We start from the raw sequence: 24,105 nt of genomic DNA, 5'->3' as shown, positions 1-24,105 counted from the left end.
TTGGCCGCCCTTCACGCTGATGGTCGTCTCGATGAAAATAAAAAATAAGCTGGTACTCGCATTTGTCTCCGTTGCTTTTATCCCGGTAAGCCTAGTGGCCGTGATTTCGGTCATGAACACGCGGACCCAGGCGGTGGAGCAGTTCATCGACGGCAGCACCCGGGAAATCCGTCAGATTGATGGCAACATCCGCCAGTTCTTCGACGGCACGCTGCAAAACGTCGATCAAATGGCCACCGATCCTGTATACACCTCCGTGAACACGCTGAAGAACTACCAGCCTGCCGACGCGGCTAGCCAGCCCATGCCCGCCGAGGCGCAAACCGTGATCGATCGCTTCGCGCGCTTTGGCGCCACACACCCGGCGGCGGCGATCCTGTCCATCGGCCTGGAAGACGGCACCTACGCCAAATGGCCGGATGACCCGCAACTGGCCAAGTACGACCCGCGCACCCGCCCCTGGTACAAAGCGGCCATGGCCAGCCCTGGCAAGACCGTGCGCACCCCCGCGTATTACTACGACAAAGACGACGTCGCCCTGGTGGGCACCGCACGCGCATTGCTGGAAAACGGCAAGGCCAAGGGCGTGTTCGTGGTCAGCGTCTCGCTGAAAAACCTCACCGAACTGGTCAAGAGCATCAAGCTGGGCGAAAGCGGCTACGTGATGCTGGTCGAGGACGGCGTGGTGCTGGTGGATCCGCGCAACGCCGCCCACAACTTCAAGCCGCTCAAGGACCTGGGCACCGCCTATGCACCGTTGGCCGACACCGCACAGGGCTCCACTGAAGTGGTGATCGACGGCGTGCGCTACATGGCCAACGTGTGGACCTCCCCCGGCCTCGGCTGGCGCTATATCGGGCTGATCGAACACCGTGAAGTGATGGCCGAAGCCACGCGCATGACCTACCTCACCGCCACCATCGTCGCGGTGCTGGTGCTGATCTTCGGGCTGATCGCGGCGGCGTTCTCCAAGGTCATCGTCAAGCCTATCGGCCAGGTCAGCACCGGCTTGCAGTCCATCGCCCAGGGCGAAGGCGACTTGCGCCACGAACTGCAGGTCCAGGGCAAGGATGAAACCGCCGAACTGGCCGGCTGGTTCAACAAGTTCCTGGCGGCGATCCGCCAACTGATCCAGCACATCGGCGCAGCCTCGGCCAATTTGCAGAACGCCTCCAAGGTCAACAGCGAGGTGGCGCACAACATGAACGAGGCGGCCGGTCGCCAGCGTGAGGCGGTCGAGCTGGTCTCTACGGCGTTCAACGAAATGGTCGCCACCGCCAACGAAGTCGCACGCTCCTGCAGCGGCGCGGCGGAGTCCGCCGAGAACGGGCACCGCCGCGTGGCCGAGGGCAAGCAGCAGATCGAAGTCACCACCGACAACGTCAACCGCTTGGGGCGCCGCCTGACCGAGTCATCCCAGGCCATGGTCGAACTGGAAGCCGGTAGCCGCAGTATCAACCAGATCCTTGGCACCATCCGCGCGATTGCCGAGCAAACCAACCTGCTGGCACTCAACGCCGCCATCGAAGCCGCCCGTGCCGGTGACCAGGGCCGGGGTTTTGCGGTGGTGGCCGACGAAGTGCGCGCACTGGCCAAGCGCACGTCCGACTCCACTGGCGAGATCGAGCAACTGCTCGGCACCCTGGAAAACAAGACCCAGGAAGTCACGCAGAAAATGGGCAGTTGCCTGGACCTGTCGAAAGCCAGTGTGTCCTCCATCGAAAGCGCGCGGGACAGCTTTGAAGGGATCCAGACCTCGGTCAACGAGATCCGTGACCAGAACCTGCAGATCTCCGCAGCCGCCGAGGAACAACACAGCGTGGCCGAAGAGATCAACCGGCATATCCAACAGATCTACGACGAAGCGCGCCTGGTGGAAAGCCTGGCCAACTCGGCGCAGGACGATTCGGGGCGGCTGTCGAACCTGTCGGATGAATTGAATGGATTGGTGGGGCGGTTCAAGCCCTGAGGAAGTCAGCGATTGCCTGCCACATCGCGACCGGGTTGGAATACATCGGGAAATGCCCGCACTGGGAAATCGGCGCCAGGCGCACGCCGTTGGCCTGGATGTGCGGCAAGTAGGAAAGCCCGGCGTTCTGCTCGCCGTACATGAACATCTTGGGGCACGGCAGCCCGAGGAACTTGCCCATCAGGTCGGCGCTATCAGAGAGTTCGACCATCGACTGGAAGATCCCGCGCACGGCACCGGCACGCACCTTGTGGCGCAGGCTTGCCGAGTAAAGCGCGCTGGCATACGCGGGAGCCTGGCGGGTGCGTGCGATGAAGGCGCTAAAAAACGCCTCGGGATCCTCTGCCGGGAAATCCACGATCTGGCGGCTGAGAAAGCAGTCTTCGGGGGCGATATTGCCTTCAATGTCGGTAAAGCTCAGCACGCGCTCCGGAAAACGATGGGCCAGCATCAAGGCAGTCAGGCCGCCCATGGAGTGGCCGACCAGGTGGAAGCGTTCGGTCTTGAACTGCCCCAGCACCTGCAAGGCGGTTTCCAACAGGAACGGGATATTGATGGTCGCCAGGTCGGCGCATTGGCTCTCACCGCAGCCGGGGGCGTCGTAGGCGATAAAGGCATGCCCGTCGAACGCCGGGTGCAGGACGATGTCGGCGTAGTCTTCCTTGGTCGAGCCGAACCCGTGCAGGAACAGGATGGGCGCCCGCTCGCCGTCGCGGTGGATCGCCGCTATCTCCACAGCGGTACCGTCTACGGTCAGTGGAATGAAGGAATGAACGAACGACATGCAAGAGTTCCTTGGCCGAAAAGGTGCCAATTTCAGCGGTTAGCCGCGCGGTGTAAATGACCGATAGCGGAAGGTTGTCATACGCCAATCGTATGAGCCTGGAATTGCGCGACCAACTCGGTCACCAAGGGATTAGGCCGCTCACTGTTCCAGGCCACCGCCGTGGTGACCACATTGAGTTTCTGGGTCAACGGCCGCAGCACCACGTTGTCCGGCGCGAGCTTCTTCAGCGACGCCGGCACCAGCGCAATGCCCTGGCCACAGCTGACGAACGCAATCTGCGAGGCTACCGAGCGCACTTCATGCAGCACCCGTGGCGAGAACCCGCTGGCGCGGCAGGTGGCGATCAGGTTGTCGAAATACACCGGGCTGACCTTGCGCGAAAACATCACCAGCGGCTCGCTGGCCAGGCTCGACAGGCTGATGCGCGAACGTGCGGCCAACGGATGATCGCTTGGCAACGCCACCATCAAGCGATCTTCGCGCACCGGCAACGACTGGATCGCCGGGCCCAGGTCACCGTCCAGCCGGGCGAAGGCCAGATCGATATCCCCGGCTTCCAGCGCCGGCAGCGCCTCGACGCTGTCGATCTCGCGCACCGACACGGTGAGGTGCGGGTATTGCTGCTTGAGTTGATCGATCAGGCCCGGCAACACATCAAACATCGCCGTTGAAATCGCACCAATGGTCAGCATGCCCGACTGCCCCGCCACCGCCTCTTCCACCGCCAGTTCCAGGCGCTCAAGCTGCTCGGCGAACTTGCGCACTGCCGGCAGGATCGCCGCGCCTACCGGGGTCAACTTGGCGCCCCGCCGGGAGCGTTCGAACAGCTGGACCTTGAGCGCTTGTTCCAGCACCTGGATCTGCTCGCTCAACGGCGGCTGCGACATGCCCAGGCGCTTGGCGGCGCGGCCGAAGTTCTGTTCTTCGGCGACGGCGAGGAACAGCCAGAGGTGGCGGATGAGGCGGAAGTTGATCATGGCGTTTCCATAGGCTTGGCGTATGCAATCAGCAGTTTAGCGCCAATATACCTATCTATTTTTGTTGGGAAACCATCCAGTCGAGAAAGGCGTGAAGTCGAACGGAGAATTTCTCGCCCTCCGCGCTGGGGTTGCGTGCCTCGAACAAAAAGAACGCGAGTTGGGCAACCATCGCCGGGTAATGCTGGAGGAACAGCTTGACGTAGTCCTCAAGCGATTGCGGCCACATCAAAGCCTGGACCGGGCAAAACAGCTGCGTTGAGCGCACCAGCTTGCGCGATGCTTCACGCTGCAAACGCAGGCGCGCTTCATCAGCACCGGCTTGCTCGATGCGAACGAGATAACCCTTGAGCACCGCTTCGAAGTCACCGTTCAGCGCCCAGGCAATCTCACGGGATGGGCGGAACGCGTCGAAACGCACCGAAAGATCATTGCCCCACACGCAACGGCAATGGTGTTTGAGCCAGAAACCCCAACGATCTTTGTTCTCGGGTGACAGCACCTGCGCGCAATGACCGATATCGAAGTCGATCTTCGTGACTTCCGGATGCCGCTGTTCCAGGGACAGGCGCGTCAGTTCCAGCTGTTCAAGCAATTCGGGTTGAGGCGGTTCACGAAATACCAACGTGAGATCCAGGTCGGACTCACCAGAAATGGCCTCTGCCCTGGCGACACTGCCATACACATAAATGCCGTCCAGCCCCCACTGCACCGGTGAAAGGGTGGCGCAAACATCGCTGAGCAACGGCTGGAACTCAGGCTGCAGGGGCAAATCGGTCACGGCGAGCACACATCCTTGCGCGTCGACACCAGTGGGTTGCGATGAATTCACGGGGTACTGTTTCCTTAGGTCTGGCCGACAAGCATGAGGGGCAAGTGGTTGACGCGACTCAAGCACTGTGCCGCTTCCAGTGTTCGTAGAACGCCAGGCTGGCGACGTTCTTGTCCTTGGCTTCAAGCATGATGTCGAAGCGGTCGAGAAACTGCAGTGCGTAGTCGTTGGTCCAGCGGTTCCACATCTGGGCGCTGTGGGCATAAAGGTCACGCTTGGACACCACCTGCAACAGCGCGTCCATTTCCAACTTGTGCTCGGCGTCGAAACCCAGTTCCTGCAAGACTTCCTGGGGCTGGGAGTAATGCATGGTCGGGCGCACGCCGCGCCAGCTTTCAATCACGCGGGCGACGCGTTCCGAGTGGGGGTCGATATAGTCATTTTCGTTGATCCAGCAGTGATGGATGTCCAATACCACTGGCGCCAGGTCAGCGACTTGCAGGCAATGGTCGAGGCCGTAGGTTTTCTCATCGTTCTCGAAGGTGATGCAGTTGCGCGCCACCTCCGACAGGCGCGACCACACCGCGCGGGTACCTTCCACGCCAAGGCGGCCGGCGATGTGCACGTTGCACTTGAGGTCCTGGAAGCGACGGCCGTAGCCCATCATGCGGATCATGTCGGCGTGGTACTCGAACTCGGCCAGGCTGTTTTCCACCACGCCGGGATTTTCCGACCCGAGCACGCAGTACTGGCCGGGGTGGAAGGACAGGCGGATATCCGACGCACGCGCCAACTCGCCGATGGCAGCGAACCCTTCCACCAATTGGCGCTCGATCGCCGGGTCTAGGTACACGGCGGCGACTTTCGGGTGGCTGTAGAACGGCAGCAGGTCACTGCTCAGACGCAACATGCGCAGGGTCGGCGGTAACTCGGCCACATACGCCAACAGGCGCAACTGGGCGGCCAGGTTATGCGTGACCACTTCCACCAGCTTGTCGCGGGCCACTTGCGGGGTGACGCTGTCCATCCAGCGCAACGTGGTGGTGCGTGGGTTGAACGGGCCTTCAATCAGCTTCAAGGCACTGGCGGACAGCAGGCGCTCAGGATGTTTGTACTGGCACGCAAAGCCGATGCGAGGTTGAGTCATGGAGGCGCCTGGAGAGAGAAAAGGACGGGATGATACGGCGTTAGGCCGGGGCGCCCCTAGAGGGTTCCCACTATTTCGAAACGTTTCCCGCTGAACTTTCTCACACGCGACGCGTTCACTTCCTATGCGCTGTCCCGTCCAGGGGCGTTATACAACAAGGAGCCGCCACCCCATGACTACCCTTCCCGTCTACCGATACGGCCCAGGGCCGCTGCATGCGACCTTGCTCGCCGGCACCGTGCCGTTGTTTCTCGGTGCCTTGCTCAGCGACATTGCCTACACCCAGACCTACCAGATTCAATGGGCCAACTTCTCGGCCTGGCTGATTGCCGGCGCGTTGGTGTTCGCCGGCTTCGCGTTTTTGTTTGCGCTGGTCAACCTGCTCCGTGCCGAGCGCAAGGCCGGGCAACCCACGCGTTATGTCCTGCTGCTGTTGGCCACCTGGATACTCGGCCTTGTCAATGCCTTCCAACACGCCAAGGACGCCTACGCGTCGATGCCCGGCGGCCTGATCTTGTCGGCGATTGTCTTGCTGCTGACACTGGCGGCCACTTGGACCGGCCTGCGCGCGGGAGGTGTTAAATGAAATCGTCGAGCACATTGACGCTATTGAGCGCCGCCCTGCTGCTCACCGCCTGCGGCGGTGAAGGCGACAAGACCCAGGCCCGTGGCCCCGACCCCAAACTGCCGGAGCAACAAAGCAGCCTGTTGCCGAGCATGAAGATTGCCGAGCCCGCACCTTGGGGCGATCAGAAACCCAAGGTGCCGCAAGGCTACAGCGTCACGGCGATTGCCACTGACCTCGCGATCCCACGTCAGACCCTGGTGCTGCCCAACGGTGACATCCTCGTCGCCGAAGGCCGTGGCGGCAGCGCGGCCAAGCTCAAACCCAAGGATGTGATCGCCAGCCTGATCAAGGCCGAGGGCAATACCAAGGTCAAGGGCGGCAACCGCCTGACCTTGCTGCGTGACGCCGACGGCGACGGCACCTATGAACTCAAGACGGTGTTCGCCGACAACCTCAACGCGCCGTACGGCCTGGCGTTTGCCAACGGCAAGCTCTACGTGGCCAACCAGGATGCGCTGGTGAGTTTCGACTACGCCGACGGCCAGACCAAAGCCGCTGGCCCGCCCACCAAGGTCACCGACCTGCCGGCGCAGATCAATCACCACTGGACCAAGTCCCTGGCGGTGAGTGCCGACGGCAGCCAGCTTTACGTGGGTATCGGCTCCAACAGCAACGTTACCGAACGGGGCATGGAAGTGGAGATCGACCGCGCGATGGTCTGGCAGATCGACGCCGCCACCGGCGCGCACAAGCCGTATGCCACAGGCCTGCGTAACCCGACGGCGCTGACGATCCAGCCGGACACCGGCCAACTCTGGACCGTGGTCAACGAACGCGACGAACTGGGCCCCGACCTGGTGCCGGACTACCTGACCTCGGTGCGTGAAGGCGCTTTCTACGGCTGGCCCTACAGCTACTGGGGCCAGAATGTCGACCCGCGCGCCCAACCGCAGAACCCGGCCAAGGTCGCCGCCGCGATCAAGCCGGATTACAGCCTGGGCTCCCATGTGGCAGCGCTCGGCGTGGACTTCTCCATCCCGGAAATGGGCGAGCAATTCGCTGATGGCGTATTCGTCGGTGAGCACGGCAGTTGGAACCGCGACAACCCGGTGGGCTACAAGGTGATCTTCGTGCCGTTCAGCAATGGCAAGCCGTCCGGTGAGCCGATCGACTTTGCCACCGGCTTTCGGGGTGACGACGGCAAGACCCGTGGGCGCCCGGTCGGCGTGACGGTGGACCCCAAAGGTGCGCTGATCATTGCCGATGACTTGGCCAATACCCTTTGGCGGGTGACGCGTAACCGCTAAGCAAAATGTTTGACATGGTTGCCTGAAGCAACAATATAATTGCTTCAGGCAATCATTCGAGCATTCCCGCGTGTCCACTCCCCTGCTTGTCGAACGCGCCGGCATCGTGCGCGGCTTCAATCGCTTCTACACCCACCAGATCGGCGTGCTGCAGGAACACCTGCTGCAAAGCGACTATTCGCTCACCGAAATCCGCGTGATGTACGAATTGTCTACCCGTGGTGATCTCACCAGCGCCGACCTGTGCCAGATGCTCAGCCTCGACGCGGGCTACCTGAGCCGATTGACCAGTGGTTTCGAAAAGAAGGGCCTGATCCAGAAAGTCCGCTCCGCCACCGACGCCCGCGCGGTGCAACTGCACCTCACCGACCATGGCCGTGCAGTGCTGGCGCCCCTGGAACAGCAGACCCAAAGCGAAGTCATCGCCCTGCTCGACAGCCTGCCGGAACCCCAACAGCGGCAACTCACCGACGCCATGAAACGCATCCAGGCGTTGCTGCAAGGCACGGCGCCCAGCTATCTGCTGCGCGACCCACAGCCGGGCGACATGGGTGTGGTGGTGCAACAACAAACCGCGTTGTATGCCCGTGAGTATGGCTGGAACTGGGAGTTCGAAGCGCTGGTGGCGGAGACGGTCGCCAAGTACTTGAGAGCGTTTGATCCAACCTGCGAGCGTTGCTGGATCGCAGAAAAGGACGGCGACGTGGTGGGCTCGGTGTTCGTGATCCGCCACGGCGACACCACGGCCCAGCTGCGCATGCTCTACGTGGACGCCAGTGCGCGCGGCATGGGCATCGGCCAACGGCTGGTGGATGAGTGCGTACGTTTTGCCCGGCAGGTCGGCTACCAACGCATGCAGCTGTGGACAGTGGACATCCTCAGCGATGCGCGCAGGCTTTATCAGAAAGCCGGGTTCGAGTTGATCGAGGAAGAAACGATAGACAGCTTCGGCAAATCCCTGGTCAGCCAGACCTGGGCGCTCACGCTGTGAAGCGGTCCCGCGCCGTTGCGGCGCGGGACGTTGGACCTTACAGGTCAGTGATTTCCTTGTGACGCGGCACCAGCGTCTTCATCACGCTCCAGGCCACCAGGTAGGCCAGCGCGCAGATGGCGAACATGATCATGTAGCCGGTGTGGATGTCGCCGACGGACTTGTAGTAGTCGAACACCCAACCGCCGATCTTGGTCATGACCACGCCCCCCAGGCCGCCGGCCATGCCGCCGATACCGACCACCGAGGCCACGGTTTTCTGAGGGAACATGTCAGACACGGTGGTGAAGATGTTGCATGACCACGCCTGGTGCGCCGAGGCACCCACGCCGATCAGCAATACCGGCACCCAGAAGCTGATATAGCCCAATGGCTGCGCCAGCAACACCACCAGCGGGAACAGCGCGATCACCAGCATGGCTTTCATGCGGCCATCGTAGGGCGCATCGCCGCGTGCCATGAAGTAGCTGGGGAACCAGCCACCGCCGATACTGCCGACCATGGTCATGCTGTACAGCACGGCCAGCGGCATGACGATATCGGCGCCTTTCATGCCGTATTGCGCCGACAGGTAGGTGGGCAGCCAGAACAGGAAGAACCACCACACGCCATCGGTCATGAACTTGCCAAAGGCAAACGCCCAGGTCTGGCGATAAGTGAGCAGCTTGAACCACGAAACTTTCTTCTCCACGGCGCCGGCCGGTGCAGGGGTGAAAGGCTGCACGGTCTGGTCGCTGCGGATATACGCCAATTCTTCAGGCGACAGGCGTTTTTGCTCCTCCGGTTTCTTGTAGAGCGCGATCCACACCGCTACCCACACGAAACCCAACCCGCCAATCACGATAAAGGCCGCTTCCCACCCCCACAAACCGGCAATCAACGGCACGCAGATCGGCGCCAGGATCGCACCCACGTTGGCGCCGGAGTTGAAAATACCGGTGGCCAGCGAGCGCTCTTTCTTCGGGAAGTATTCGGCGGTCGCCTTGATCGCAATCGGGAAGTTGCCCGCCTCACCAATCGCCAGTACCGCACGGGACAGCATGAAGCCGGCAATCGACACCGGGATCACCGCCAGGCCAATCGCCCCGCTGATGGCCGCGATGCCCTCGCCCATCGGCACCGAGAACGCATGCATGATAGCGCCTGTGGACCAGATGCCAATCGCCACTATATAGGCCGCCTTGGTGCCGATCTTGTCGACAAAGCGCCCGGCAAACAGCATGGAGATCGCGTAGACAAACTGGAACACCGCCGCAATGTTCGCGTAGTCGGTGTTGCTCCAGCCAAATTGCGTAGACAGCTGCGGCGCCAGCAAGCTGAGCACCTGGCGATCAAGGTAGTTGACGGTGGTCGCGAAAAACAGCATCGCGCAGATGGTCCAGCGATAGTTGCCTACCGCTTGGCCAACGCGGTGTGCGTTGATGGGCTCGTTCAAGTTCATGGCATCACTTTTTATTTTTGTTAGGTAGGACATATGTAACGTCATATGTCGTCGTACAACTGTCACTTTTATATCGGGACGCCAGAACGCTGTCAATCTGAAAGATTGCCGTTTATCGAGGTGTTGCGCGGGTATGTGAAATATCAGGCAAAAGCAGTTGTAGGACGACGAACGCGTAGTACCAAGCTAGGTGCCTTACCCGGCACATCGTCGAGCGTACCGAAAGGCTGCATGCCGATTTTTTCCAGCACGCGGATGGATGCCGCGTGATCCGGCCGTACCAACCCGAACACTTCGGGCAGGCCGAGTGTTTCGAAGGCCAGCGTTAATGCATCCCGGCCCAACTCGGTGGCGTAGCCCTGCCCCCAAGCTTCCACCGCAAACCGATATCCAAGATTTATGCGCCTGTCGGTCAGGTAGTCCATCGGCGCAATGCCACCAAAGCCGATGATGTGATTCGGCGCTTCGACGCGTGCGATCGCCCACCAGCCGTAGCCTTGGGATGCCCACTGTGCAAGCCAGTGATCGAGCAGGCGTTGCGCAACCTCCAGGCTGGCCATGGGGCCGGCGGGGTTGAACAGATTGGTCTGCGGATCGCCGTAGATCGCGAACAATCGCCGCACGTCACTCGCGTGTGGTCGGCGGTAGGTCAAACGTGAGGCGACGGCGGACATGCGAATTACTCCCCTGTGAATCTGTAAAGTTCAAGCCATCTGCAAAAAAACACAAATAGTGGTGAATTATTTCATGTCCGCTTGTATCTGAACTGACAGAGCGGTGCCATCGCAACGATGGCACCTCCCCTGTTCTGCTTTAGAGTGTCCCGCATGAAATTACGTAAGAAAAGCGTCAAGCCCATCGGATTGAAAGACATCACCATCGTCGACGACACCAAGGTGCGCAAGGCAATCACCGCCGCCGCCCTGGGTAATGCCATGGAGTGGTTCGACTTTGGCGTCTACGGTTTTGTCGCCTATGTGCTCGGCAAGGTGTTCTTCCCCGACGCCTCGCCCAGCGTACAAATGATCGCTGCACTCGGTACGTTCTCGGTGCCATTCCTGATCCGTCCCCTGGGTGGCCTGTTCTTCGGCGCACTGGGCGATAAATACGGGCGGCAAAAGGTCCTCGCCGCCACCATCGTGATCATGTCCTTGAGCACCTTTGCCATCGGCCTGATCCCCTCCTACGCCTCGATTGGCATATGGGCACCGATTTTGTTGTTGCTGTGCAAAATGGCCCAGGGTTTCTCGGTGGGTGGCGAATACACCGGTGCCTCGATCTTCGTCGCCGAATACGCCCCGGACCGCAAGCGCGGCTTCCTCGGCAGTTGGCTGGACTTCGGTTCCATCGCCGGCTTCGTGCTGGGCGCGGGCGTGGTGGTGCTGATCTCAAGCATTTTGGGCGAAGCCGACTTTGAGTCATGGGGCTGGCGCCTGCCGTTCTTCCTTGCCCTGCCCCTGGGCATTATCGGCCTGTACCTGCGTCATGCGTTGGAAGAGACCCCAGCCTTCCAGCAGCACATGGACAAAATGGAGCAAGGCGACCGCGAAGGCCTGACCCACGGCCCGAAAGTCTCGTTCAAGGAAGTGGCGACCAAGCACTGGCGCAGCCTGCTGACCTGCATCGGCATCGTGGCGGCGACCAACGTGACCTACTACATGCTGCTCACCTACATGCCGAGCTACCTGTCGCACAACCTGCACTACAAAGAAAACAGCGGCGTGCTGATCATCATCGCGATCATGGTCGGCATGCTGTTCGTGCAGCCGTTCATTGGTTTTATCAGCGATAAGATCGGCCGCAAGCCCTTCATCATCGCCGGCAGTATCGGCCTGCTGTTCCTGTCCATCCCGGCGTTCATGTTGATCACCAGCGGCAAGATCGGCCTGATCTTCGCGGGCTTGCTGATCCTTGCTGTGATCCTCAACTTCTTCATCGGCGTGATGGCTTCGACGTTGCCCGCCATGTTCCCGACGCACCTGCGCTACAGCGCGTTGGCCAGTGCGTTCAACGTGTCGGTGCTGATCGCCGGCGTAACCCCGACCGCCGTGGCCTGGCTGGTAGAAAGCACCAACGACCTGTACATGCCCGCCTACTACCTGATGGTGTTTGCCGTGGTCGGCCTGATCACCGGCCTGACCATGAAGGAAACCGCCAACAAGCCCCTGCGCGGCGCAGCGCCGGCCGCGTCGGACATGGAAGAAGCCAAGGAACTGCTGCAGGAACACCACGACAATATCGAGCAGAAGATCGAAGACATCGATGCCGAGATTGCCGAACTGGAAGCCAAGCGCAAGAACCTGGTCGAGCAGCATCCCCGTATCAACTAAACCCTGACCCTGCGTGGCGGCCAAGGCCGCCACGCCATAGGAGTGTTCACGCATGGTTCCAAGCTTCACCGCCGCCTCGTTACTCAGCGCAGACGAACGCGCCGCCATCGCCGAAATCGAAGCCACCACCAGCATCCTGCAATTGGTCACGCGCCTGACCGGCATGCGCTTCGCCGGTATCGCCAAGTTCACCGACCTGGATTGGGTGGTGTGTTCGGTCTATGACCCACTGCAAATGGGCATCAACGTCCACGATGTACTCGACCTGGAAACCACGCTGTGCAGCGAGTTCTGCATCAATCCCCAGGCGCTCTTCATCCCCGAGATCAGCAAGAACGGCCGTTTTGCCACGCGCCCGGTGGTCAAGCAATACGAGATCGAAAGCTACGCCGGTGCGCCAATCTTCCTGCCCGACGGCCGTTTGTACGGTGCGTTGTGCGCGCTGGACTCGCGCGCCATGCTGTTTGACGACCCCAACCTGCCGGAAACCCTCAGCCTGTTTGCACGGCTGATCGGCTGTATTTTCTATGCAAACTTGACGACGACCGGTGATACATAAGCACTCATTTTCTGACCCGCGCGGCCGATAACACGAGATACCCCTGACTTGCAGTGACGCCCTGCGGGAAACAATGCCGAATACTCTCGCTCCCATCGTCCGCTCGCTCTCCGATCGCACCAGCCTCTCCCTGGCGCGCACCTCGCTTCTGCGCTTCATGGCCTTGCTGGCCGTAGTGTTTGCCGCCGCGGCCTATTCTCTGGTCTACCTGGCCCATGAACTGGACCGCTCCGAGCAGGTTGAAAGTGCGTTCTATACCCGTAAAGCCGTGCAGTCGCTGGAAAAATCCTTGCGCGTGACGGTCAAGGACTACGCCTTCTGGAGCGACGCCTACAAACATTTGCATATGACGGTCGACACCGATTGGGCCTTTGCCCGTGGCAATATCGGCGCCACCTTGTTCGATGACTTTGGCTTTCAAGGCCTGTTCGTGGTCGACGATGCCAACCGCACGGTTTATGCCGTGGTGGACGGCCGGTTGCAGAGCGTCGAACTCACCCAGTGGCTCGGCGGGCCCATCACCGAGATTCTCGAGCAGGCTCGCGCGGGCGCCGAGGATGAAACGCCCACCACGGCCTTTATCAACGTACGTGGCAGCCCTGCACTGGTGGCCGCCGCCGCCATCACCCCCGGTACCGACCCCACGGTGTTGCCCGACGGCCGACCGGCGTCGGTGCTGATCTTCGTCGACATCCTCGACAGCGCCAAACTGGCGGTGATCGGCGATGAGTTCGGCGTGGACAAACTGCACATCGCCACCCCCGATGAAATCGGCAAGACCTTGCTCTTCCCCCTCGGCGACAATGGCGCAGCGGGCAGCCTGCACTGGGAACCGGCCCGCCCAGGCTTGCGTTTGATGGGGGTCGGTCTGCCCCTGCTGGGCCTGGCGGCATTGCTGGTGTGCTTGATGACCTGGGTCATATCGCGCCGCGCTACCGCCGCGGCGTTGGCCCTGGATGCCAGCCATACGTCGCTGCAGAACAGCCAGACCGCCCTGGCCACCAGCGAAGCCCGCTTTCGCGATGTGGTCGAGGCCAGTTCCGATTGGGTCTGGGAAATCGACGCCGGCTGGCGCTTCACCTACCTGTCGGAACGCTTTGAAGGCGTCACCGGGCTGGTACGCAACGCCTGGATCGGCGCCGCGATAAACGACTTGCTGGAGACCGAAAGCGGCCAGCTGTCCCAGTGGCTGAGCACACCCGGACGTCGCCCGGACATCAGCGTGCAGTGTCGTTACGTCGATGCGCTGGGGTTGGAGCGCAGCACGCGGCTGTCCGCGCGGCAGATGCCCTGTGGCGGGTTTCGCGGCACCGCCACCGATGTGACGGAAGAGGTCGAAGCCCGTCGACGCATCGAGTTCTTGTCCCAACACGACGCCCTGACCGGGCTGCCCAACCGCACGCGCCTGCAAGCGTTCCTGGAAGGCAAGTTCAAGGCCATGCCTACCTCGGAGCAGCCGCTGGTGATGCTCAGCCTGGACCTCGATCGCTTCAAGCCGGTCAATGACCTGCTCGGGCACGCTGCCGGTGATCGGGTGCTCAACGAAGTGTCGTCCCGCCTGGCCGACTGCGTACGCCACGGCGACCTGGTCGCGCGTATCGGCGGTGATGAATTTGTGTTGATCCTGACCGATGCCGGCACGCAGGATGAAGTCGAAGCTTTGTGCAAGCGACTGATCGAATCCATCGAGCGCACCATCAGAATCGACGAACAAGAGGTGTTTGTCAGCGCCAGCATCGGTATCGCCATCGCCCCCAACGATGCCCGCGAGGCCACGGAGCTGCTGCGCTACGCTGACATTGCCCTGTACGAGGCCAAGGCTGCGGGCCGTAATACCTGGCGCTTCTACTCCGGCGACATGAACGCACGGATCATCGAACGTCGACGCCTGGAGAGCGACCTGCGCTATGGGATCAAGCACGGCGAACTGCGCTTGCATTTCCAGCCGCGCTATCGCATCGCCGACGGGCAGATGGTTGGCGCCGAAGCCCTGGTGCGCTGGCAGCATCCGGTGCGTGGGTTGATCGCGCCAGACACCTTTATCCCGATTGCCGAAGAGTCCGGGCTGATCCTGGCGTTGAGCGACTGGGTACTCGAAACCGCCTGCACGCGTGCCGCCCAATGGCCGGAGCACCTGTTTGTATCGGTGAACCTGTCACCCTCCGAGTTCAAACGCGGCAACCTGGTGGAGCGCACACGCCAGGCGTTGGCGAGCTCCGGTATCGACCCGGCCCGGGTGGAACTGGAAATCACCGAAAGCGTCATGCTCGATGATGCCAGCGGGGCACTTGAGGTCATGCACACGCTCAAGCACTTGGGCCTGCGCATCGCCATGGATGACTTCGGCACCGGCTACTCCTCGCTGAGCTACCTGCGGGCGTTCCCCTTCGATGGCTTGAAGATCGACCGCAGCTTCCTGACCCGCCTGGAAGAAAGCGATGACGACAAGGCGATCATCCAGGCGATTGTCGGCCTGGGCCGGGCATTGGCCCTGACGGTGACCGCCGAAGGCATCGAAACCGCCGAGCACCTTGCATTGCTCAAGAGCGTGGCGTGTGAAGAGGGCCAGGGCTATTTCCTCAGCCGACCGCTGGACGTCGATGGCTTCAACGACCTGCTGGGCCTGCACGCCCCTGCCACGCAGGGCGCTATCTGAAAAAATGACTCGGCGTCTTGCCGAACTGTTTCTTGAACATACTGGTAAAGGCGCTCGGGCTTTCATAGCCCAGCTCCAGGGCAATATCGATCACCTTCTCCCCCACCGCAATCCTCTCCAAGGCCAGCAGCAGCCGCGCCTGCTGGCGCCACTGGCCGAAGGTCATGCCGGTTTCCTTGCGGAACAGGCGCTGGATGGTTTTCTGGTCCAGGTTCAAGCGCTCGCTCCAGTGGGCGACCGTGGAGGCGTCGCCGGGCTCTTCCTGCAACGCGAGGCAGATGCGCTGCAAGCGCGGGTCGGAAGGTTGCGGCAAGGACAATGGCAGGGCCGGTAGGATGGCCAGTTCGTCGAGGATCAGGTGCATGATCCGCGCATCCCGCGAATCCTCGGCATAGGGTGGTTTCAGGCTGACTGAGGCCTTGATCAGTTCGCTCAACAGCGGCGAAATGCTCACGGTCTTCGGCTCGCCCGGCATGTTCGGGAAGCGATCCGGGCGCACAAACACGCTGCGCATCTTCAACGTACCCACGCACCGCAGGGAATGCACCTGCCCGGCAGGCATCCAGATCCCGCGATTGGGCGGCACCGTCCATTGGTTGAGCGCCGAGTACACCACCATCACGCCTTCGATGGCGTAGAGCAGTTGGTGCTTTTCGTGGCTGTGGTCGGGGATCACCCAGTTTTCCGGGTAATCCGTGGCGGAACTGATGACCGCCCAGGCGCCTTCGTTGATTTCCTGGAGGAATTCGTTCAGTGATTTGATCATTTCGCCCTTTTTGCAATAGTTGCCGCCCGAATTACGCGAGACAGGCATTCCCGACGAATCTAGCATGAACGCCGAATCATTTTGTAATGGATGGCGACCTTAAGAAGTTGCCGCCTCTGATTAGCTGCCTTGTATGGAATGCCTGCATGTCGACCCTCACCGCGTCACCCGCCGCTGCAACCACCACACCCCAAGCCAGCCCGTTGGTCATGCGCGTCCTCGGCGCCTGCGCCCTGGCGCATTTGATCAATGACCTGATCCAGGCCGTGCTGCCGTCGATCTACCCGATGCTCAAGGCCAACTACGGCCTGTCGTTTACCCAGGTTGGCCTGATTACCCTGACGTTCCAGCTGACCGCATCCCTGCTGCAGCCATGGATCGGCTATCACACCGATCGCCACCCCAAGCCATGGCTGCTGCCAGCGGGCATGGTGTGTACCTTGATCGGCATTCTGATGCTGGCGTTTGTCGGCACCTTCCCGGCGATTCTGCTGGCGGCAGGCCTGGTAGGCGTCGGCTCGTCGACCTTCCACCCGGAAACCTCCCGCGTCGCGCGCCTGGCTTCGGGCGGCCGCTACGGCCTGGCGCAATCGACCTTCCAGGTCGGCGGCAACACCGGCAGCGCTTTCGGCCCCTTGCTGGCGGCCGCGATCATCATTCCCTACGGTCAGAGCCATATCGCCTGGTTTGGTCTGTTTGCCGTGTTTGCCATCCTGGTGCTCTACGGTCTGAGCCGCTGGTATCGCCACCACCTCAACCTGTTCAAGCTCAAGCAAGGCGGCAAAGCCACCCACGGTTTGTCCAAAGGCCGCGTGACCTTTGCCTTGGTGGTGCTGGCCGTGCTGGTGTTCTCCAAATACTGGTACATGACCAGCCTGACCAGCTACTTCACCTTCTACCTGATCGAAAAATTCCAGCTGTCGGTTGCAAGCTCGCAGATGTACCTGTTCCTGTTCCTCGGCGCCGTGGCCGTCGGCACCTTCGCGGGTGGCCCGATCGGCGACAAGATCGGGCGCAAGAAAGTCATCTGGTTCTCCATCCTCGGTGCCGCGCCGTTCACCCTGGCCCTGCCCTACGTCGACCTGTTCTGGACGGCAGTGTTGAGCGTGGTGATCGGGTTCATCATCGCGTCGGCCTTCTCGGCCATCGTGGTGTATGCCCAGGAATTGGTGCCGGGTAACGTGGGCATGATCGCCGGGATCTTCTTCGGCCTGATGTTCGGGTTCAGCGGGATTGGCGCAGCGTTGCTCGGTTTGCTCGCGGATACCCACGGTATCGAGTACGTCTACAAGCTGTGTTCGTTCCTGCCGCTGGTGGGCATCCTGACGATCTTGCTGCCCTCGACCAAGGGCGCCTGACCTGCCGATCATCGCCTGGCCGTGTGCCATCACACGGAATGCTCTGAAAAACCTGCGTGTGCGCTTACAATCCCGGTTCTAAACGCACACCAGGCAGACCCGGCAAGAAATGACGCTCGACCCTCCTACGATTTTGGCACTTACCGTTGCCCTGGCAGCTGCTGCCGCCCTGTACCTGGCCGTTGAATGGCGCAGCGTGCGCGAACCCTCGCTGCTGTGCTGGAGCGCCGGTTTCGCCACCATCACCGTCGGTTCCACCCTGGCCCTGCTGCGCCTTAATGGTTACCTGACGATCGGCATCTGGTTCGCCAACGGCTTGCTGGTCACCGCGCACTTCCTGTTTTTGCTGGGCGTGGCGCGGTTCACCCAAACGCGGCTGTCGCTGCTGTGGTTGCTGATGCTGGTGGTCTGGCTGGGCATGCTGATGCTGCCGGCCGACCCTTCCTGGTCCAAAGCCATGCTGGCGGTGCAGTCGCTGCTGGTGGCGTTGCCAACCCTGCGCGCCAGCTTTTTGCTGCGGCCCCATGGCAAATCCCTGAGCATCGGCGCGGTGCAGTTGCGTTACGTGCTGCTGATCCATGGCGCGTTCTATGTGGCCAAGGCGCTGTCGGTGCTGATTCCCGGCACCTTGATCGACCTCGCCGCGTTCAAGGGCGAGATCATCCAGATTTCCCTGGTGGAAGGTGCCATGGCGATCATGCTGATCGCGCTGTCGATGACCGGCTCCGAACGCTACCGCCGCGAACAACAGATCGCCCGCCTCGCCGCCCGCGACCCACTGACCGCACTCTACAACCGCCGCGCCCTCGACCTGCGTGCACCGCGCCTGCTAGGCCAGGTCTCGCCGGCGCAACCCGGCGCTTTACTGCTGATCGACATCGACAACTTCAAGTCAGTCAACGACCTCTACGGCCACACCGCCGGCGACCGTCTGCTGATCGCCTTGAGCGAGATGATTCGTAGTGTGGTGCCCCAAGGCGCGCTGGCCGCACGCCTGGGCGGGGATGAATTCGTGATCCTGCTGAACCCGGCGTCCACCGAACAGATCGTCGAACTGGGCAGCAGCCTGCGCGACCAGTTCCATCAACTGGCCTCGCAGACCTTTACCACGCCGGCGCCGGTGACCCTGAGTATCGGCGCCACCCTGTTCGACCAGCCGCCACCCAGCCTCACAGCGTTGATCGAGCAAGGCGATACCACGCTGTATGAAACCAAGCGTGGCGGGCGCGACAGTATTCGCCTGGTCGACCGCACTGGCGCCAGTTCCTACGGCTAAAGGTCGTAACTGACCGCCACGCTGCGCCCGGTCTTTACCGACTCCAACGCACAGTCCGCCAAATGCAACGCATACAGCCCATCGCGCACGCTGGTGGGCAGTGCCTTGCCGCTGTTCAGTGCATCGATGAACTGCGTCAGCTCATTGCGATACGCATCCGCATAGCGTTCCAGGAAAAAGTGCTGCAACGGCTCCAGCGCCTCGGTGTGTTCGGCGCTCCAATGGCGCAAGGTGCTCGGGCGGTGGTTGTCGGTGAGCAATACGCCGTGGGCGCCAGACACCTCCACGCGCTGGTCGTAGCCATACACCGCCTGGCGGCAGCAGTTGATGTGGCATTGCTTGCCGGAGGCGGTGCGCAGCAGCACCATCACGCTGTCGTAGTCGTCGATCTCGGCCAGGCTCGGGTCCACCAGGCGGCTGGCGATGGCGCTGACTTCCACCGGTTCTTCGCCGAGCAGATGGCGGGCGGTGTCGAAGTCGTGGATGGTCATGTCGCGCAGGATGCCGCCGGAGTGGGCCAGGTAGTCACGCGGCGCCAGGCCGGGGTCGCGGCTGGTGATGATGACCTGGCGCACCGCACCGATCTGCCCGGCGTCGAGGGCTTGGCGCAGGCGCAGCATGTCGGGGTCGAAGCGGCGGTTGAAGCCGAGCATCACCTTGCCGCCTTGGCGCTCCACGGTTTGGGCGGCGTTGCGGGCCTTGGCGATATCCAGGTCGATGGGTTTTTCGCAGAGCACGGCCTTGCCTGCGGCCACCGCCGCCAGGAGCAAGTCGATATGCGTGTCGGTAGGCGTGCCGATCACCACCGCGTCGATGTCTTTGCGGGTCAGCACGGCGGCGCAATCGTAGGCGGCTTCGCAACCCAATTGTGTGCTCAGCGCATCGACGCCTTCGCGCCAGGGGTCAGCCACCAGCACCAGCGTGGCATGGGGGTGGGCGGCGACGTTGGCGGCGTGGATCTTGGCGATGCGCCCCGCACCCAGAACGGCGATTCTCAGCATGGTCGAACTCCTGATGTTGTTATTGAGGGAGTACTTAATCCGGCAGGTTGAACGGTGTGACGATCTGCACCTGGGAGGGCGCAATCGGCCCGGCCTTCCATAGCCGGTGGTACTGCAAGATGTGCAGGAACAGGTGGCGCGCATCAATCTGCAGGTTGTGATCGATGATCGCCGCGACTTTTTCTTCGCGCAGCAGTTGGCGGTTTTCTTCGTCGAGGTCGTGGCCGATAAAGACCTCCAGCGGCCGATCCTGGGCGGCAAAGGCATCGACAATCGCGCGGTTGCCGCCGCCGACGCTGTACACCGCCTTCAATTCGGGATGCTGTTGCAGCGCCTGGGTCACCCGCTCGAAGGTGCGGTCGTACACCCCGTAGCCGCCGCTGACATCCAGCACCCGCAAATGCACAGCACGCCCACGCAGCCAGGCGCGAAAGCCCATCTCGCGTTCTTCTTCGCCACGGAACAATTCGCTGCCGATCACCACCGCCACGTCCTGGGGCAGCGCCGGCAGCCAGCGCGCCATCAGGTAAGCGGCGGTCTGGCCGGCGGTGCGGTTGTCCATGCCGACGTAACCGATGCGCTCGCTTTGCGGCAGGTCCGTGACCAGGGTCACCACCGGAATGCCCGCCGCAATCAGCTGCTTGACCGCCAGGTTTACCGCCGGCTCATCTGCCGCCTTGAGCACCACGCCCTGGCTGCCGGTGTCCAGGCAGCGCAGCAACTGGTCGTGCATGGCCTGGGGCTCGATCTCTTCGAACAGGTGAAAACGCGGGGCGATCCGGAACGGCGCCAGGCTGCCCAGTTGCGCGGTAATCGCCGCCTGCACCGCCGCGCTGAAACGCTTGGGCGTGTGCATGATCACGTCAACGTGAAAAGTCCGCCCCACCGCCAGGCCGTTTTTCTCCTGGGACTCCAACTCATCCAGCGCCTGTTCAATACGCCGCCGGGTCTGGGCATGCACGCTGCCGCGCAAATGCAGCACACGGTCGACCGTGGCTTTGCTCACCCCCGCCTGGGTGGCGAGCTGCTTGATGGAGAAGTGTTTGGCGCGTTCGAGCATGAGTTTCGCCTGAGGTGTTTTTGAGGTGTTTTTTGGGCGTTACTGAGGTTTCGCAATGCTAGTCTCAGTTTTGCCCGGCGTCGAGCCAGGCGATGAACAACAACAAAAAATCCTGGAGAACTGCATGCCTAACACCGATCTCGCCACGTCGTTCAGCGGCCAATATTTTGTCGTCACCGGCAGCACCCAGGGCCTTGGCGCAGCGGTGGCGCGCACCCTGGCCGAGCGCGGCGCCGCCGGGTTGATCATCTGCGGACGCCGTCGCGCCCAAGGCGAAGAACAGGTACGGCTGCTGGCACAGCTGGATTGCCAGGCGTTTTTTGTCGAGGCGGACCTTGAGAAGGTCGAGGATTGCCGCGCGATCATCGACGCGGCACGCACCCACTTCGGCACCTTGCATGGGCTGGTGAACTGCGCTGGCATGTCGGACCGCGGCACCATTCTTGACACCTCGCCGGAGCTGTTTGATCGACTGATGGCGGTGAATGTGCGGGCACCGTTCTTCCTGATGCAGGAAGCGTTGAAGCTGATGATCAGTAACGGTGTGGAAGGCGCGGTGGTGAATATCCAGAGCGTCACCGGGCATGGCGGGCAATCCTTTCTCAGCGCGTATGCGGCGTCCAAGGGCGCGCTGGCGATCCTCACCAAGAACGTGGCGTTCAGCGCGCTGCGCAACCGTATCCGCGTGAATGGCCTGAATATCGGCTGGATGGACACGCCCCATGAAGATGACATCCAGCGCCAGTACCACGGCGCCCAGGATGGCTGGCTGGAGAAGGCCGAACGCGCACAACCGTTTGGGCGCCTGCTCAAGCCTGACGAAGTGGCGCGTAGCGTGGCATTCCTGCTGTCCCGCGAGTCGGGGATGATGACCGGCTCGGTGATCGACCTGGAGCAAGGCGTGGTCGGTTGCACCGACGGCGGCAGCCCGCAACCCAACCAGGCGCTGGGAGGTGTGTGATGTCGGTGTTCGTGACTGAACAGGCCGTGCGCCTGGCGGATTTCAGCGAGCTTTGCGCGCAACAGGTCAATCCCGAGGATTACCCGCTGTGCGCGCAAGTGCTGAACAATGTGCCGATCTATCAGGCCCAGACCCTGCGCAACGCTGAGCGTTTGACGGTGATGAACGAACTGCACCGCCTGTTCCGCGACGGGCCAGGGGTGATGGTGGTGCGCAGCGCTTATGAAGATCTGGAAGTGGTGGACCGCCACAGCCAGGTGTTCGAAGCGATTTTCGCCAACGAGGCCGTGCAAGGGGCGGCCGCCGACCACTTCGCCAAAGCCGGCAGCAATGGGCGCATCTGGAATTCGTTGCAGAAAGCCGCGCTGGAGTCGCCCGCCTCTTTTGTCGAGTACTACGCCAACCCGTTGCTGGGCTTGATCGCCGAGGCATGGCTGGGCCCGAGCTATCAGGTGACCGCCCAGGTCAACGTGGTGCACCCCGGCGGCCAGGCGCAGCAGCCCCACCGCGATTACCACTTGGGGTTCCAGACCAATGACGTGGTGGAGCGCTTTCCCCTGCCCCTGCACCTGTTGTCCCAATACCTGACGCTACAGGGCGCGGTGGCGCATTCGGATATGCCGCTGGAAACCGGCCCGACCCAACTGCTGCCGTTTTCCCAGCAATACGCCCTGGGCTATCTGGCGTGGCGGCGCCCGGAGTTTATCGACTACTTCCAGCAGCATGCCGTTCAGTTACCGCTGAACAAGGGCGACCTGTTGTTCTTCAACCCGGCGCTGTTCCATGCTGCCGGCACCAACCGCACGCCAGACCGCCAGCGCACGGCTAACCTGCTGCAGATCTCCTCGGCATTCGGCAAGCCCATGGAAGCCCTCGACCGCGATCGCATGATGCTCGCGGTGTACCCGGCCTTGCTCGATAACACCGCACTGGATGCCCAGGCCGTACACGCCGTGATTGCCTGCACCGCCGACGGCTATTCCTTCCCCACTAACCTGGACACCGACCCACCCTTGAAGGGCCTGGCCCCGCAAACCGGGCAGCAGCTGATGCAGCAAGCCCTCGACGAACGCTGGCCGCTTTCGGACTTTGCCGCTGCCGTGGCGCAGATGCGGGCCAAACGCCAAGCGTGAACCCTCTGTTTTAACAACAACAAGAAGAACGGAGCACCACCATGAAGAAGCAAGTTCTTGCGGCACTCTTTACCCTGGCAATCAGCCCCTGGGCGCTGGCCGATATCCGTATCGGCGTGAGCATCGCCCAGGTCGACGATGTCTTCCTCGCGCAAATGCGTGACTACATGGCCGCCCACGCCAAGGCACTCCCCGGCGTGACCCTGCAATTTGAAGACGCCCAGGGCGATGTGGTCCGCCAGTTGAACCAAGTGCAGAACTTCACGGCCCAGGGCATGGACGCGATTATCGTCAACCCGGTGGACACGGCGGCCACACAAAAAATGACCGCCAATGCCCAGCAGGCCAAGACCCCGCTGGTCTACGTCAACCGCCGTCCGGATGCCCAGCAGTTGCCACCGGGTGTGGGCTACGTGGGCTCGGATGAGGTCAAGGCCGGTGAAATCCAGATGCGCTACCTGGCCGAGAAAATGGGCGGCAAGGGCAACCTGGCGATCATGCTCGGGCTGCTGTCCAACAACGCCACGCACAACCGCACGCTGGGGGTGAAGACCGTGCTCAAGGAGTATCCCGACATCAAGATCGTCGAGGAGCAGACCGCCGAGTGGCAACGCAACAAGGCGATCGACTTGATGAACAACTGGATCGTCTCCGGGCGCAAAATCGATGCGGTGGCGGCGAATGCCGATGAAATGGCGATCGGCGCGGCCATGGCAATCAGCCAGGCGGGCATGCAGCCGGGCAAGGACATCCTGGTGGCCGGCAGCGATGGCGGCCCAGCGGGGTTGGACGCGGTCAAGAAGGGCCAGTTACTGGTGACGGTGTACCAGGACAATAAAGGCCAGGCGGTGGGCTCGATTGACCTGGCGGTGAAGATGGTGAAGAAGGAACCGTACACGGCTGAGCTGACGATTCCTTATCAGCAGATCACAAAGGAGAATTACCAGGCGTTTCTCAACCCTTGAGACCTCACTCAATTTCTCCTGCGACTCGACCTAATGTGGCGAGGGAGCTTGCTCCCTCGCCACAGGTACTGTGTTCGCCCT

The 24,105-nt window shown here is 61.9% G+C and carries 21 protein-coding genes and 1 pseudogene; 13 read left to right on the top strand and 9 right to left on the bottom strand.

Features of this window, described 5'->3' with window-relative positions:
* Positions 1 to 19 precede the first annotated feature (19 nt).
* Together ACP7EW_RS22010 and ACP7EW_RS22005 are read left to right on the top strand one after the other, a co-directional pair.
* Positions 20 to 1,114, top strand: a pseudogene (locus ACP7EW_RS22010) (cache domain-containing protein); the annotation flags it as partial.
* An 87-nt stretch (positions 1,115 to 1,201) separates the two neighbouring features.
* The gene (locus ACP7EW_RS22005) at positions 1,202 to 1,969 is read left to right on the top strand and encodes a methyl-accepting chemotaxis protein (RefSeq protein ID WP_426220293.1); all 768 of its coding nucleotides are present in this window, start codon (positions 1,202 to 1,204) and stop codon (positions 1,967 to 1,969) included.
* Here ACP7EW_RS22005 and ACP7EW_RS22000 read toward each other — a convergent pair.
* The 4 genes from ACP7EW_RS22000 to ACP7EW_RS21985 form a co-directional block, all read right to left on the bottom strand.
* On the bottom strand, positions 1,959 to 2,753 hold the full coding sequence (locus tag ACP7EW_RS22000) for an alpha/beta fold hydrolase (RefSeq protein WP_426219679.1): 795 nt from the start codon (positions 2,751 to 2,753) through the stop codon (positions 1,959 to 1,961). The two genes, ACP7EW_RS22005 and ACP7EW_RS22000, sit on opposite strands and share 11 nt — an antisense overlap.
* Before the next feature lie 77 nt (positions 2,754 to 2,830).
* Entirely contained in the window at positions 2,831 to 3,733 is a 903-nt protein-coding gene (locus tag ACP7EW_RS21995; protein ID WP_016979969.1) for a LysR family transcriptional regulator, read from the bottom strand.
* A gap of 55 nt (positions 3,734 to 3,788) precedes the next feature.
* Complete coding sequence (locus tag ACP7EW_RS21990) at positions 3,789 to 4,565, bottom strand: nucleotidyltransferase domain-containing protein (protein WP_426219676.1); 777 nt, start codon at positions 4,563 to 4,565, stop codon at positions 3,789 to 3,791.
* Positions 4,566 to 4,623: 58 nt separating this feature from the next.
* The gene (locus ACP7EW_RS21985; RefSeq protein ID WP_426219674.1) at positions 4,624 to 5,652 is read right to left on the bottom strand and encodes a UV damage endonuclease UvsE; all 1,029 of its coding nucleotides are present in this window, start codon (positions 5,650 to 5,652) and stop codon (positions 4,624 to 4,626) included.
* Between the two features lie 172 nt (positions 5,653 to 5,824).
* Between ACP7EW_RS21985 and ACP7EW_RS21980 the strand changes: the two genes are divergently transcribed.
* The 3 genes from ACP7EW_RS21980 to ACP7EW_RS21970 all read left to right on the top strand — a co-directional run bounded on the left by ACP7EW_RS21980 (position 5,825) and on the right by ACP7EW_RS21970 (position 8,518).
* The gene (locus ACP7EW_RS21980) at positions 5,825 to 6,238 is read left to right on the top strand and encodes a DUF2231 domain-containing protein (RefSeq protein ID WP_177003632.1); all 414 of its coding nucleotides are present in this window, start codon (positions 5,825 to 5,827) and stop codon (positions 6,236 to 6,238) included.
* A complete protein-coding gene (locus ACP7EW_RS21975; protein WP_426219672.1) occupies positions 6,235 to 7,527 on the top strand; it encodes a PQQ-dependent sugar dehydrogenase in 1,293 nt (430 codons plus the stop codon). Before ACP7EW_RS21980 ends, ACP7EW_RS21975 begins: the two co-directional genes overlap by 4 nt.
* A gap of 70 nt (positions 7,528 to 7,597) precedes the next feature.
* Positions 7,598 to 8,518, top strand: coding sequence for a bifunctional helix-turn-helix transcriptional regulator/GNAT family N-acetyltransferase (locus ACP7EW_RS21970; RefSeq protein ID WP_033896590.1), 921 nt, complete (start codon positions 7,598 to 7,600; stop codon positions 8,516 to 8,518).
* Positions 8,519 to 8,555: 37 nt separating this feature from the next.
* Here ACP7EW_RS21970 and ACP7EW_RS21965 read toward each other — a convergent pair whose 3' ends face one another.
* Both ACP7EW_RS21965 and ACP7EW_RS21960 read right to left on the bottom strand, forming a co-directional pair.
* Positions 8,556 to 9,959 (bottom strand): MFS transporter, encoded by a 1,404-nt coding sequence (locus ACP7EW_RS21965; protein WP_095016455.1) that lies wholly within the window; start codon positions 9,957 to 9,959, stop codon positions 8,556 to 8,558.
* Between the two features lie 143 nt (positions 9,960 to 10,102).
* Entirely contained in the window at positions 10,103 to 10,633 is a 531-nt protein-coding gene (locus tag ACP7EW_RS21960) for a GNAT family N-acetyltransferase (RefSeq protein WP_426219670.1), read from the bottom strand.
* A 153-nt stretch (positions 10,634 to 10,786) separates the two neighbouring features.
* Here ACP7EW_RS21960 and proP point away from each other — a divergent pair, with 153 nt between their 5' ends.
* The 3 genes from proP (at position 10,787) to ACP7EW_RS21945 (ending at position 15,504) form a co-directional block, all read left to right on the top strand.
* A complete protein-coding gene (gene proP / locus ACP7EW_RS21955) occupies positions 10,787 to 12,289 on the top strand; it encodes a glycine betaine/L-proline transporter ProP (protein WP_033896594.1) in 1,503 nt (500 codons plus the stop codon).
* Between the two features lie 52 nt (positions 12,290 to 12,341).
* Positions 12,342 to 12,848, top strand: a complete 507-nt coding sequence (locus tag ACP7EW_RS21950; RefSeq protein WP_426219668.1) for a GAF domain-containing protein — start codon at positions 12,342 to 12,344, stop codon at positions 12,846 to 12,848.
* A 73-nt stretch (positions 12,849 to 12,921) separates the two neighbouring features.
* Positions 12,922 to 15,504, top strand: coding sequence for a bifunctional diguanylate cyclase/phosphodiesterase (locus ACP7EW_RS21945; protein WP_426219666.1), 2,583 nt, complete (start codon positions 12,922 to 12,924; stop codon positions 15,502 to 15,504).
* Here ACP7EW_RS21945 and ACP7EW_RS21940 read toward each other — a convergent pair.
* Entirely contained in the window at positions 15,497 to 16,318 is an 822-nt protein-coding gene (locus ACP7EW_RS21940; protein WP_426219664.1) for an AraC family transcriptional regulator, read from the bottom strand. The two genes, ACP7EW_RS21945 and ACP7EW_RS21940, sit on opposite strands and share 8 nt — an antisense overlap.
* A gap of 98 nt (positions 16,319 to 16,416) precedes the next feature.
* Here ACP7EW_RS21940 and ACP7EW_RS21935 point away from each other — a divergent pair, with 98 nt between their 5' ends.
* Together ACP7EW_RS21935 and ACP7EW_RS21930 are read left to right on the top strand one after the other, a co-directional pair.
* Entirely contained in the window at positions 16,417 to 17,628 is a 1,212-nt protein-coding gene (locus ACP7EW_RS21935) for an MFS transporter (RefSeq protein ID WP_016979981.1), read from the top strand.
* 109 nt (positions 17,629 to 17,737) lie between these two features.
* Positions 17,738 to 18,904, top strand: coding sequence for a GGDEF domain-containing protein (locus ACP7EW_RS21930; RefSeq protein WP_033896600.1), 1,167 nt, complete (start codon positions 17,738 to 17,740; stop codon positions 18,902 to 18,904).
* Here the strand turns inward: ACP7EW_RS21930 and iolG are convergent.
* On the bottom strand, positions 18,901 to 19,905 hold the full coding sequence (iolG, locus tag ACP7EW_RS21925; RefSeq protein ID WP_426219661.1) for an inositol 2-dehydrogenase: 1,005 nt from the start codon (positions 19,903 to 19,905) through the stop codon (positions 18,901 to 18,903). The genes ACP7EW_RS21930 and iolG overlap by 4 nt on opposite strands.
* A gap of 34 nt (positions 19,906 to 19,939) precedes the next feature.
* A complete protein-coding gene (locus tag ACP7EW_RS21920) occupies positions 19,940 to 20,965 on the bottom strand; it encodes a LacI family DNA-binding transcriptional regulator (protein ID WP_426219659.1) in 1,026 nt (341 codons plus the stop codon).
* Positions 20,966 to 21,089: 124 nt separating this feature from the next.
* Here ACP7EW_RS21920 and ACP7EW_RS21915 point away from each other — a divergent pair, with 124 nt between their 5' ends.
* The 3 genes from ACP7EW_RS21915 to ACP7EW_RS21905 are packed head-to-tail and all read left to right on the top strand — an operon-like array spanning position 21,090 to position 24,024.
* A complete protein-coding gene (locus ACP7EW_RS21915) occupies positions 21,090 to 21,926 on the top strand; it encodes an SDR family oxidoreductase (RefSeq protein ID WP_426219657.1) in 837 nt (278 codons plus the stop codon).
* Positions 21,926 to 23,059, top strand: a complete 1,134-nt coding sequence (locus tag ACP7EW_RS21910) for a phytanoyl-CoA dioxygenase family protein (RefSeq protein WP_426219655.1) — start codon at positions 21,926 to 21,928, stop codon at positions 23,057 to 23,059. The genes ACP7EW_RS21915 and ACP7EW_RS21910 overlap by 1 nt, the downstream gene beginning before the upstream one ends.
* Before the next feature lie 41 nt (positions 23,060 to 23,100).
* On the top strand, positions 23,101 to 24,024 hold the full coding sequence (locus tag ACP7EW_RS21905) for a sugar ABC transporter substrate-binding protein (protein WP_426219653.1): 924 nt from the start codon (positions 23,101 to 23,103) through the stop codon (positions 24,022 to 24,024).
* Positions 24,025 to 24,105: the final 81 nt, after the last annotated feature.

Source organism: Pseudomonas sp. DWRC2-2 (genome assembly GCF_049897885.1).
Classification (GTDB): domain Bacteria; phylum Pseudomonadota; class Gammaproteobacteria; order Pseudomonadales; family Pseudomonadaceae; genus Aquipseudomonas; species Aquipseudomonas azotoformans_A.
Note: the sequence above shows the minus strand (reverse complement) of the source record. Positions and strands in the feature narration are given on the sequence as shown.